This window comes from Mesorhizobium sp. CA4, from assembly GCF_020165075.1.
Lineage (GTDB): Bacteria > Pseudomonadota > Alphaproteobacteria > Rhizobiales > Rhizobiaceae > Mesorhizobium.
The window spans coordinates 1-11,954 of record NZ_JAIUHK010000013.1 but is presented as its reverse complement, the minus strand read 5'-3'; the positions used below and the strand labels follow the sequence as shown (position 1 = coordinate 11,954).

8 protein-coding genes and 1 pseudogene are annotated in these 11,954 nt (G+C 65.7%); 6 read left to right on the top strand and 3 right to left on the bottom strand.

Going from position 1 to position 11,954, the window contains the following annotated elements:
• The first annotated feature begins 27 nt into the window (after positions 1 to 27).
• Entirely contained in the window at positions 28 to 3,636 is a 3,609-nt protein-coding gene (gene putA / locus LB528_RS12895) for a bifunctional proline dehydrogenase/L-glutamate gamma-semialdehyde dehydrogenase PutA (RefSeq protein ID WP_224715168.1), read from the top strand.
• Here the strand turns inward: putA and LB528_RS12890 are convergent.
• The 3 genes and pseudogenes from LB528_RS12890 to LB528_RS30540 form a co-directional block, all read right to left on the bottom strand.
• The gene (locus tag LB528_RS12890) at positions 3,633 to 3,983 is read right to left on the bottom strand and encodes an antibiotic biosynthesis monooxygenase family protein (RefSeq protein WP_224715167.1); all 351 of its coding nucleotides are present in this window, start codon (positions 3,981 to 3,983) and stop codon (positions 3,633 to 3,635) included. The two genes, putA and LB528_RS12890, sit on opposite strands and share 4 nt — an antisense overlap.
• A gap of 44 nt (positions 3,984 to 4,027) precedes the next feature.
• The gene (locus tag LB528_RS12885) at positions 4,028 to 4,855 is read right to left on the bottom strand and encodes an energy transducer TonB (protein WP_224715166.1); all 828 of its coding nucleotides are present in this window, start codon (positions 4,853 to 4,855) and stop codon (positions 4,028 to 4,030) included.
• Between the two features lie 326 nt (positions 4,856 to 5,181).
• Positions 5,182 to 7,376, bottom strand: a pseudogene (locus LB528_RS30540) (TonB-dependent hemoglobin/transferrin/lactoferrin family receptor).
• 197 nt (positions 7,377 to 7,573) lie between these two features.
• Between LB528_RS30540 and hemP the strand changes: the two are divergent.
• From hemP to LB528_RS12855, 5 genes are read left to right on the top strand one after another with little or no spacing between them, the layout of a single operon-like run.
• Positions 7,574 to 7,780, top strand: coding sequence for a hemin uptake protein HemP (gene hemP, locus LB528_RS12875; protein ID WP_224511170.1), 207 nt, complete (start codon positions 7,574 to 7,576; stop codon positions 7,778 to 7,780).
• Positions 7,781 to 7,829: 49 nt separating this feature from the next.
• On the top strand, positions 7,830 to 8,891 hold the full coding sequence (locus tag LB528_RS12870; protein ID WP_224715165.1) for a hemin-degrading factor: 1,062 nt from the start codon (positions 7,830 to 7,832) through the stop codon (positions 8,889 to 8,891).
• A gap of 10 nt (positions 8,892 to 8,901) precedes the next feature.
• Complete coding sequence (locus tag LB528_RS12865) at positions 8,902 to 9,792, top strand: hemin ABC transporter substrate-binding protein (protein ID WP_224715164.1); 891 nt, start codon at positions 8,902 to 8,904, stop codon at positions 9,790 to 9,792.
• A 6-nt stretch (positions 9,793 to 9,798) separates the two neighbouring features.
• The gene (locus tag LB528_RS12860; protein WP_224511175.1) at positions 9,799 to 10,899 is read left to right on the top strand and encodes a FecCD family ABC transporter permease; all 1,101 of its coding nucleotides are present in this window, start codon (positions 9,799 to 9,801) and stop codon (positions 10,897 to 10,899) included.
• Between the two features lie 7 nt (positions 10,900 to 10,906).
• The gene (locus LB528_RS12855; RefSeq protein ID WP_224715163.1) at positions 10,907 to 11,695 is read left to right on the top strand and encodes a heme ABC transporter ATP-binding protein; all 789 of its coding nucleotides are present in this window, start codon (positions 10,907 to 10,909) and stop codon (positions 11,693 to 11,695) included.
• The last annotated feature ends 259 nt before the right edge of the window (positions 11,696 to 11,954 follow it).

Genomic DNA, 11,954 nt, shown 5'->3' with positions numbered 1-11,954 from the left:
GCTCACGCTCGCTTTCATGGACCCGACATGCCGCTCGACGCCATCCGCCAGCAGATCCGCGCCAATTATTTGCCCGACGAAGATGAGGCGGTGAAGCGCCTGTCAGCGACGGCGGAACTTTCGGCGCAGGAGCGCAAGGCGATCTCGGCGCGCGCGGCCGATCTGGTGCGGGCGGTGCGCGGATCCACCGATCCAAGGCTGATGGAGGTCTTTCTCTCGGCCTACGGCCTGTCGACCAAGGAAGGCGTGGCGCTGATGTGCCTGGCCGAAGCGCTGCTGCGCGTGCCCGATGCCGAGACGATGGACGATCTCATCGCCGACAAGATCGCGCCGCATGACTGGTCGGCGCATTCGGGCGGCTCGAGCTCCATCTTTGTCAACGCCTCGACCTGGGCGCTGATGCTGACCGGCCGCGTGCTCGACGAGGGCGAGGGCGGCATCGAAGGCACGCTGCGCGCCATGGTGCGCAGGCTGGGGGAGCCGGTGATCCGCAAGGCGGTCGCCGCGGCAATGCGCGAGATGGGCGAGCAGTTCGTGCTCGGCCGCACCATCGCCGAGGCCGTCAAGCGCGGCCGGCCGATGACGCAGAAGGGCTACCTCTATTCCTTCGACATGTTGGGCGAGGCGGCCCGCACCGAAGCCGACGCGCTGCGCTACCACCGCGCCTATGCCGACGCGATCTCCTCGCTCGATGCTGGGTCGAACGGTCCCGACATCCGTTACAATCACGGCATTTCGGTCAAGCTCTCGGCGCTGCATCCGCGCTACGAGGTAGCGCAGCGCGAGACCATGCTGCCGGTGATGGCCGAACGGCTTCTGTCGCTGGCGCTTGCCGCCCGGCATTCGCGCATGGGCCTCAACATCGACGCCGAGGAGGCCGACCGCCTCGACCTGTCGCTCGACGTCATCGAACGCGTGCTGGCGGAGCGGGAACTTGCCGGCTGGGACGGTTTCGGCGTCGTTGTCCAGGCCTATGGCCCGCGCGCGGCCTTCGTCATCGACTGGCTCTATGCGCTTGCCAAAAAATACGACCGCCGGATCATGGTGCGGTTGGTGAAGGGCGCCTATTGGGACACGGAGATCAAGCGGGCGCAGACGCTTGGCTTGTCCGGTTATCCCGTCTTCACCCGCAAGGCCAACACCGACGTTTCGTATCTGGCCTGCGCGAAAAAGCTTTTGTCGATGACCGACCGCATCTATCCGCAGTTCGCCACGCATAACGCGCACACGGTTGCCGCCATCCTGTCGATGGCGTCGGACCGCGACAGCTTCGAGTTCCAGCGCCTTCACGGCATGGGCGAGGCGCTGCACGAGACCGTGCGGCAGGCCGAAGGCACGCGCTGCCGCATCTATGCGCCGGTCGGCGCGCATTCCGATCTGCTTGCCTATCTGGTGCGCCGTCTGCTGGAAAACGGTGCCAACTCCTCCTTCGTCCACCAGTTGACTGACGAGGAAGTCGAGCCCGAGGAGATCGCGCGCGATCCGCTCGCGGTTGTCGAGACGCAGGGGCCGGCCGCCAACCCGGCGATCGCGCGCCCGGCCGCGATCTTCGGCGCCGGCCGGCGCAATTCCAAAGGCTTCGACATCACTGATCCGGTGACGCTCGCGGCTATCGATAAGGCGAGGGCGGAGTTCGCCGGAACGGATCGCTGGCACGCCAAGCCAGTGACGCGCGCCGCCGGCTACGGCAAACCGCGGCAGATCGTCAATCCGGCAAAGCCCGACGAGATCGTCGGCACCGTGCATGAGGCGGCGGCCAAGCAAGTGGTGACCGCGGTGCGCATTGCGGTCGACGCACAACCCGCCTGGGCGAAGCGTCCGGTTGCTGAGCGCGCCGCTATCCTCAATCGCGCCGCCGACCTCTACGAGGCGAATGCGGTCGAGTTCTTCGCTCTCGCCACCCGCGAGGCCGGCAAATCGCTGGCGGACGGCGTCGCCGAAGTGCGCGAGGCGGTCGACTTCCTGCGCTACTACGCGGCCGAGGCGGCCAACGCGGAAGCGGGCACGCAAGCGCGCGGCGCAATCGTTTGTATCTCGCCGTGGAATTTCCCGCTGGCGATCTTCACCGGCCAGATCGCGGCGGCTTTGGTCACCGGCAATTCGGTGATCGCCAAGCCGGCCGAGCAGACGCCGCTGATCGCTTTCCGCGCCGTGGAAATGCTGCGCGAGGCCGGCGTGCCGGAAGATGTCATCCAGCTTTTGCCGGGGGATGGCGCCTCGGTCGGCGCGCCGCTCACCGCTGACCCGCGCATAGCCGGCGTCTGCTTCACCGGCTCGACCGAGGTCGCCAAGCTCATCGAGAAGCAACTGGCCGACACCGCTGCGCCGGACGCCATGCTGATTGCCGAAACGGGCGGCTTGAATGCGATGATCGTCGATTCCACCGCGCTGCCGGAACAGGCGGTGCGCGACATTCTCGCCTCCGCCTTCCAGAGCGCCGGCCAGCGCTGCTCAGCATTGCGCGTGCTCTACGTCCAGAAGGACGTCGAGAAGAAGATGTTGGAAATGCTGAAGGGCGCGATGGAAGCGCTCAATGTCGGCAATCCTTGGGCCATCTCGACCGATGTCGGCCCGGTTATCGACGACGAGGCGCAAGCGTCGATCAGCGATTATTGCAGGAAGAAGGGGCTGGAAGGCAGGCTCATCGCAAAATTGGAGGCGCCGGCAACTGGCCGTTTCGTTGCGCCGCATGTCTTCCGCGTCAAAGGCATAGAGGAAATGGAGCGCGAGGTGTTCGGCCCGGTGCTGCATGTCGCGACCTTCGACGCCGACGAGATCGACGCGGTGATCGCCGCCATCAACCGCAAGGGCTACGGGCTGACGTTCGGGCTGCACACCCGCATCGAAGGCCGCGTCCAGCATTTCGTCGACGGCATCCATGCCGGCAACATCTATGTCAATCGCAATCAGATCGGCGCCGTCGTCGGTTCGCAGCCCTTCGGCGGCGAGGGGCTTTCGGGCACCGGCCCGAAGGCCGGCGGACCGCATTATCTGCGCCGGTTCCGCAAGGGGCCGGAGGCCGGCACCGAGATTGGGGAAGGCCACAAGGTGAGCGCGACCGAGCTTGCCGACAATCTGCCGGATCCCACGCTCGGCGGCTGGTCGACGCGACCGGACCGCGTGGCGATCCTGAGGAAGCATCTGCGCGGCAAGGGCGCGGCGGCGATCGCCGCAGCCGCCAGCCTCGATTTCGGCCAGGTCGACCTGCCGGGGCCGACCGGCGAGGCCAACACGCTGTCGCTGGCACCGCGTGGCCGAGTTTTGTGCCTGGGTCCGGATGCCGAGACGCTGCTTGCGCAGACGATCCAGGCGCTTGCGGCCGGCAATGCGGTGCTTGCGGTGGCGCCGGGCGCGCCGGCGGCGCTGTCGGCGCTGACCGGCAAGGGCCTGCCGCTCGCGGCGATCGACGGTCAGCCCGATCCGGTGGAGGCGCGTTCGCTGCGGGTCGATGTCGTCGCCTTCTCCGGCACGCCGGAGGCGGCGCGCATCGTGCGCAAGGTGATTGCCGAGCGCGCCGGGCCGATCGTGCCGCTGGTTAGCGAAGTGCTCAATCCGGCCGCCTACGCCCATGAGCGCGCGGTCTGCGTCGACACGACCGCGGCGGGAGGCAATGCCAACCTGCTCGCCGCGGCTTAGTCAGCTCGAGACGAGTTTGGCGGAGGCGCGTTCAGGCGCCTTTCGAGGACCGAGAAGCCTTCGAACTGCGGATGGCCCAGATAATGCACCTTCGAGCCGCCGGCGTTGCGATGGGCGGCGCGGAAGTTCTCCGATTTCGTCCAGGCGACGAAATCCTCCTGGCTTGCCCAGACCGTGTGCGAGGCAAATAGCGTACAACCTTGGGTCTCGTTGACCGGACCGCGCAGCAGGTGGAATTCCCTGAAACCCTGCATTCCGGAGAGGCTTGAATCGCGGTTCTTCCAGACGTCCTCAAAGGCTTCCTCGGAGCCGTTCTGGACCTTGAAGCGGTTCATGGCGGTGTACATTGATTTCCTTTCGAAATGGACGAATTCTTAGGAGGGCGGAGGTTTCAAAAAGGGCCAATCCGCGCCTTGAACACCCAACTTGATCTTCCGGTCTCGGGCGGAATGGGAGGGAACGGGGCTTGTTTGCGCACCAGCGTCAAAGCGAACTGATCGAGCTCGGCGGACCCTGAACTTTCAGCGAGCTGCAGGTCGCTGACGCTGCCGTCGGCCGCGACGACGAAAACCACCCGGGCATTGTTGCGAGCCTTGGCCTGGATCGATTTCGAAACGCGACGGTTGGCGCGGGCCAGCCTCTTCTGGATTTCACCGCTGTAGCGGGATTCGAGCGCATTGCCGGCGGCCTGTTTCTTGCCCTTGCTGGCGACGACAGGCGCATCGCGCGTATCGCCATCCGCCGTGCCGCGCGGTTCAACGGATTCGCTTGGCCCCGCCGATCCGGCTGGTGCGCTTGATGTCGCGCTCGGAACCGGCGATTGCTCAGGCTCGGCAGGGGACGCTTGTGTGCTATGCGGCTCGATCGCGGGCGTCGGCTTGCTGTCGGTTGGGACGCTCTGATCATCCTGGCGCGGTGCGGCGGCCGCCAGGATATCCGGCGTAGAGCCCTGCTCCTTGACGGCTTCCGGCGGAGGCTGGCGCGCCACTTGCTCACTTACCGGCTGCGGCGCCTCGGCCGGCGGAGTGGGCTGGACAGACTGGCGTTTTGCCGGTTGCGGATCCGGCACCAGGGTAACATCCACCGCGCCGGACGCCTGGTCGTCCAAGGCGCTGCCGATGACGTTGGCGCCGGACTGGTCGGCGCCCTCGGCCCTGATCGCGTCCGCAGGATCGAATGTTCCCGCGGGTCCGATCAAACGCTGCCGCGGCGGCGCCATGGAGCAGGCCGGAGGCGATGATCGCCACCATCCATCTGCGGTCTCCCGCGGATTGCCGCACCTGCATGAGCGGCTCGGCCGGCTTGATAGCCGGTTCGCTGCCTGCATCGCAAGGGTGATTGATGTCCTGCATGTGTCGCGCCGAGACCTGCCGCACGCGACAAGGAATTGTCAAATCAAGATCGGTTGCCGCCCATGGCGGTGGACCGGAGGCGGGCCACGCCACGGCGCCATGCGGAATGGCCGGATGTAATCCGCCGAAAGCGATGGCGATCTTGGTCGAGGTCTTGAGCGCGCGCATGCAGGCCGCCGGCTCGACCCCGGGCTCAGCCTCCAAAGCGCATGGTTGCCGCGAGCTTCAGCGTGACGCCGGGCTCATAGAGGACGGCTGTCGTGCTTCCGTTGAGCGGGTTGGTGTATTTGACGTCGAACAGATTATCGGCGCGGAAGTCGAGCTTGAGATCGTCCGTCGCTTGGTAGCTGGCGAAGGCGTTGACCAGCGTGAAGTCCTTGGCCACCGGATTGCCCTTGGGCTTCCCGTTGTACTGCACTTCGCCGCCGACTGTCAGCTTGTCCTCGAGGAAGCGCAGGCCGAGCTGGGCCGTCACCTGGGAAGACGGGATGGTCGCGAGGTCGCCGCGCTCGCCCTCATAGGAGATGGTGTGGCCGTTGATGATGGAGGCCGAGAGACCGGCATAACCCCAGCCGGTGTCGTAGACGCTTTCCAGTTCGAAGCCGTCGATCTTGGCCTTGGCGAAGTTCTGGTACTGGAAGCAGATCGGAATGCCGGGGCCGAACGGGCAGCCGCTGGTCGGATCGAAGGGTGAGAGCGTCACGCCCTCGATGTAATCGTCGATGTTGTTGTGGAAGTAGGCAGCCTTGAGCCGCAGCGCGTCGCCGCCCTGGATGATGTCGTTCTGCTTGTAGTTGAAGCCGAACTCGACGGTCTTGCCGGTCTCGGGCTTCAGGTTCGGGTTGGGCAAGAACGGGAAGCTGACGCCGGCCGGATGGTTGCCGCTGATCAGCGTCTCGGTCAGCGAGGGGGAGCGATAACCTTCCGCATAGGTGCCGTAGAATTGCAGGCCGGCCAGGCCGGCGCTTTCGAAGGGCGAGACGCCGACCGTGATGCGGGGCGACGCCCGGTCGCCGGAGGTCTCGTTCGTGTCGTCCTTCAGGCTGTAATTATCGTAGCGCAGGCCGCCAATGACCTCGAGCCATTCCCAGGTCAGCTTGTCCTGGATGTAGGCGCCGGAGACGTTGCGCTTGCCCGACGGCGTGTAAAAGGAGTCGCCGCCCGCTGTGCCGCCGGTATCGACGTCGTCGCCGACCCAGTCACCGCCATAGGTCAGTTCGTGGGCGACGCCCGCCGTCTCGAAGCGCGACGTGTTCCAGATGTCGATGCCGGTGGTGCCGACATCGAAGGTGGACAGCGAGCCGGCCGGCAGCAGCACAGGCAGGCCGGTGACCGGATCGAAGCGATTTTGGACCGTAAGCGTCGTCAGGTCGAGAAGGTCTTGTTGTAGGAGGCGTTGATGTGGAGGTCGAGCCAGCTCCTGGCATCGTCGGTGATGTTGTAGCGGGCGGTAAAGGTGTTCGACTTCAGATCGACATCGTTGGCCGGCACGCCGCTGCTGGTCTCGGTCCAGCCGTCCTTCGAGCCGACCCAACCTAATTTCAATTCGCTGTTCTCGGTCGGGCGTATGGTGGTCTTGAGCAGTCCGCTCAGCACGTCGAAACCGGTGCCGGCAACGGTGTCGCCGCCGCCGTTCTTGTAGTCGCCGTAGTCGCGGTAGACGATGTTGCCGAGACCGTCCCAGTTCTCGTTGATCTGGTAGGCGCCGGTGGCGCTGGTGGTCCACCCCTCGCCGTTGCTTTCATAGCGTCCGGTCAGCGTGCCGGCCCATGTCTCCTCCGGCTTGAGGAAATCCGCCGCGTCCTTGGTGTCGAAGAAGACGACGCCGCCGATGGCGCCGGAGCCGTAGGTGTTGGCAACCGGGCCGCGGATGACGTCGACGGACTTGATGAGCTCAGGATCGACATAGAAGGTCGACTGCGTGCCGTGGTCCGAGCGCTGGAAGTCCTGCCTTGCGCCGTCGACAATCACCGCAACGCGGCCGAAATCCTGCAGGCCGCGGATGTTGATGCTCGAAGACACACGCCGCGCGTCGGCCTGGACGGTGACGCCCGGCACGCCGAGCAGCATCTCGTTCGGCGTCGTCGCCATGCGGCGGTCGAGCTGCTCCTGGTCGACATGGCTGGCGGAAGCCAGCGACTGGATCGCGGTTTCGCCGGTGCGGCTGATGACGAGGATCTTGTCGAGCAGCGTCCCTTCGGCCGCGGCGCTCTCGGCCTGCTGCTGGTTGACCGGCGGCACGGCTTGCTGGGCTTGCGCGGCGGGCACGCTGAGTGCGATCGCCGCCGCTCCGGCCATCAATGCGGCGATTGCCTTTGCAATCGATCGGAAGCCCGGCCCCGCGCTATTGCCCGCAGGGCCCGTCCGTTCCCAAGTCACCAACCCCATGCCCAACTCCAGATTTCAGGCTCGTAGCTGGCTGGCCAGTGGCTCGCTCGCATTTTTGATCATATCCGGCGTCTTAAATGTTGACTCATTTACTCCTGTAATGCACTGACTAGTAAACATGACTATTCGAGTCAAGGATTGAATCCGCATTTTATGAGGCTGCGGCCAAGGTGGCCGGCAGAGGAAGGACCGACCCGATGAACACGCACAATCCCCACGATTTCCGCTATCGCGTCCGCCGTCCGGATGACACGCAGATGCGTTACGAACGCGTGCCGTTGGCGGTGAGGACGCTCTCCAGCAACACGCTGTTCCAGGGCGAGCACGAGATCGGCATCGAGCATCATGGCGCGCTCTACCGCCTGAAGATCACCCGCCAGGGCAAGCTGATCCTCAACAAGTGAGGACCGGCGGGCGTAGACGAGCAGACATCAGGCAATACAGGTGGACGATATGGACCAGCGCGTTAAGCCGTCGCCGGAGGAAATCCGGCGGGCGCGAGAAGAAAATCCGAAAATGCGGGAGCGCGATCTCTCGGCGCAATTGGGCATTTCGGAAGCGGAGCTGGTCGCCGCGCAATGCGGCTTCGGCGCTGTCCGCGTCGAGCCGCGCGTCAGTGATCTCTTGACCGGTCTCGAGGCGGTCGGCGAAGTGATGGCGTTGACCCGCAACGAAAGCGCCGTACACGAAAAGATCGGCGTCTACGACAAGGTCGTGACCGGCAACCACAATGCCATGGTGCTTGGCGAGAACATCGACCTGCGCATCTTCCCGAAACTCTGGGCGCACGGCTTTGCCGTCGAAAAGCGCGACGGCGGCGAGATCCGCCGCAGCCTGCAGTTCTTCGACGCAGCCGGCGAGGCGGTGCACAAGGTGCATCTAAAGCCGGCATCCAACCTCTATGCCTACCACAAACTGGTGGCGAGCCTCGAATCGTCGAACCAGGAACCGACCGTCGCGATCCTCCCAAGCGCAGCGGAAGGGGAGGGCGAGACGCAGGGCTCGGGTGCCTCGATCGACGATCTGCGCGACCGCTGGAGCCGGCTCACCGACGTGCATCAGTTCTTCGGCATGCTGAAGACGCTGAAGCTCAGCCGCCGCCAGGCGGTGCGCATGGTGGGCCAGGACTATGCCTGGCTACTCGACAATGACGCGGTCGGCGCCATGTTCCATCACGTCGCGGCAGGCGAGATGCCGATCATGTGCTTCGTGGGCAACCGCGGCTGCATCCAGATCCATTCCGGCCCGGTCAAATCGGTCAAGCCGACGGGCCCGTGGATCAACGTGCTCGACGAGACCTTCCATCTGCATCTGAGGGCCGACCACATCCACGAGGTCTGGGCAGTGCGCAAGCCCACCAAGGACGGCCATGTCACCTCGCTGGAGGCCTATGACGCCAATGGCGGCATGATCATCCAGTTCTTCGGCAAGCGCCATGAAGGCGAAGGCGAGCGCGAAGACTGGCGTTTTCTCGCCGAGAACCTGCCCCGCATTCCCAACCCGACCGCGGCATGAGGTGCACCCAATGCGCTTTGTTCTCGGTTTCCGCGCGGCGCTTGCGCCGATGCTCGGCGTCCTGCTTGCCGTCATGCAGCCAGCCAAGGCGGACGAAGGCACGACCGTCTTTTCGGACAGCTCGCGGATCGCCTCCGTAGGCGGCTCCATCACCGAGATCGTCTATGCGCTCGGCGAGGAAGGCCGCCTCGTCGCTCGCGACTCGACCAGCAGCTATCCCGAGGCGGCGGCGAAGCTGCCGGATGTCGGTTATATGCGCGCGCTGTCGCCCGAGGGCGTCCTGTCTGTCAATCCGACCGGAATCCTGGCCCTGCAGGGCAGCGGCCCGAAAGAAGCGGTCGACGTGCTGAAGAAGTCGAGCGTGGCTTTCATCGAGGTGCCGGACCACTACAATCATGAGGGCATCCTGGAAAAGATCCGCGTCGTCGGCAAGGCGCTGGGGGTCGAGGCCAAGGCGGAAAAGCTCGCGGCGGAGACGGACGCGAAGCTGACCGCGGCGGAAAAGCAGACGGCTGCGATCAAGGAGCGCAAACGGGTGCTCTTCGTGCTGTCGACGCAGGGCGGCAAGATCCTTGCTGCGGGCAGCGACACGGCGGCCGACGGCGTCGTCAAGCTTGCCGGCGCGGTCAACGCGGTCGAGGGTTTCTCCGGCTACAAGCCGATGACCGATGAGGCGATCGTCAGCGCCAAGCCGGATGTGATCCTGACGATGAAGGGCGGCGGGCCGCCGATCTCGGAGGAGGAGCTGTTTGCCAATCCGGCCGTCGCGTCGACCCCGGCTGGCACGAACCGCAAGATGATCAGCATGGGGGGCGGCTATCTGCTCGGCTTCGGGCCGCGCACCGCCGAAGCCATCCACGATCTTGCGGTCGCGCTTTATGGCAATCAGGTCCTGGACTGAGCGGCCATGGCCGAACAGTCGATAGCAGGCGCGCCGGGCCAGGCGATGGCAGCCGATGGCGACCGCTCGGCGCGCGCAAGGTTCGTCATCGCGCTTTTGTGCCTGGCGCTGGCCCTTTCCGTTTTCCTGTCGCTGACGGCGGGCGCTTCCGACGCATCGGCCGTTCGCGTCATCCACGACTGGTTCACCGGCGCCGTGCCGCCGGATGGCGCGCTTGCGGCGCGCGACCGGCTGATCGTCTATGACATCCGCATGCCGCGCGTGCTGCTCGGTGTGCTGATCGGCGCAGCGCTGGCCGTCTGCGGCGCGGTGATGCAGGGCCTGTTCCGCAATCCGCTTGCCGATCCCGGCCTGATCGGCGTCTCTGCCGGCTCCAGTCTCGGCGCGGTGACGATCATCGTGGTCGGCACGACCTGGCTTGCGCCCGTCACGCTTGCGCTCGGCGCGCTCGCTTTGCCGCTCGCGGCATTCTTCGGCGGGCTCGCGGTGACGTTGCTGCTCTACGCCATCGCCACGCGCCAGGGACGGACGTCGGTCGCCACGATGCTGCTTGCCGGCATCGCCATCAGCGCTCTGGCCATGGCGATCACGGGCACCCTTATCTTCATGGCCGACGACCGGCAGCTGCGCGACCTGACCTTCTGGCAACTCGGCTCGCTGGCCGGCGCGACATGGCCGAAGATCGGCACCGTGGGGCCAGTCATCATCCTTGCGCTGGCCACGATGCCGTTCCTGTCGCGCGGCCTCAACGCGCTGGCGCTGGGCGAAGCGACCGCGGGCCATCTCGGCATTCCGGTGCAGCGGCTGAAATACACGGCCATTATCGGCGTGTCGGCGGCGGTCGGCGCTTCGGTCGCGGTCAGCGGTGGCATCGGCTTCATCGGCATCGTCGTGCCGCATGTGCTGCGGCTGGCGATCGGCCCGGACAACCGCTATTTGCTGCCGGCCTCGGCCCTGCTCGGCGCATCGCTGCTTCTCATCGCCGACGCGGTCGCCCGCACCATCGTCGCGCCGGCCGAACTGCCGATCGGCATCGTCACGGCGGTCGCCGGCGCGCCGTTCTTCCTGTGGATCCTGCTGCGCAAGCGCGGCGTCGTTGATCTGTGAGTTCGCCATGATCGAAGCGCGCGACATTTCGGTGGCGATCAGCGGCAAGCGCATCGTATCCCATGTCGACTTCAGGGCGCGGCCCGGCGAGGTGACGGCAATTGTCGGGCCAAACGGATCCGGCAAGACGACTTTGCTCAAGGCGCTGACAGGCGAGCTCGCCTATGCCGGCACCGTCACGCTCAACGGCCGCGACCTGTCGGCCATGAAGCCGGTCGAGGCAGCCACGTTGCGCGCGGTGCTGCCGCAGGCCACGACGCTGTCCTTCCCGTTCACCGTGCGCGAGATCGTGCGCCTCGGCCTGATCGGTGGGCGCTCCGGCGTGCTGCCCGGCGAGGATGCGCGTTTGCCCGAGCGGGCGCTGGCGCGTGTCGACCTCGACGGTTTCGCCGGCCGCTTTTACCAGGAGCTTTCCGGCGGCGAGCAGCAGCGCGTGCAGCTTGCCCGCGTGCTCTGCCAGGTGTGGGCGCCGGTGCTCGAAGGGCGGCCGCGCTACCTCTTCCTCGACGAACCGGTCTCCAGCCTCGACGTCAAGCACCAGCTCATCATCATGGATATCGCACGCGATTTCGCCCGGCGCGGCGGCGGCGTGGTGGCAATCCTGCACGACCTCAATTTGACGGCCATGTATGCCGACCGGATTTTCGTGCTGCATGGCGGCCAGCTGGCGGCCGCGGGGACGCCAACGGACGTGCTCAATGACGAACTGATCGAAAAGGTGTTCGACTGCAGGTTGAAGGTCGGCGCTCTGCCTGCGGGAAGCGTGCCGTTCGTGCTGCCGCAGTCGGCTGCGTAGCTTGGCGGCGAGGAGATTTCCCGGAGCTTTCCCGCCTTCGTCATCCACGGGCGGAGCCGGAGCGAAGCGGACGCGGAGACCCGAGGATCCATTCCGTTATATCAGTCGAAGAATGCGGCGATCCAGAAAGGAGCGGTGGCGCCGACGTCGCTAGTTCTGCATGGCTGCGGCGCTCGAACGTCACGGAATGGCAACTGTGTTCATGCGAATGCGGTTTTGTCGCGCATGATGGCGTTGAGGACGACGAGGAGCTTCCTTG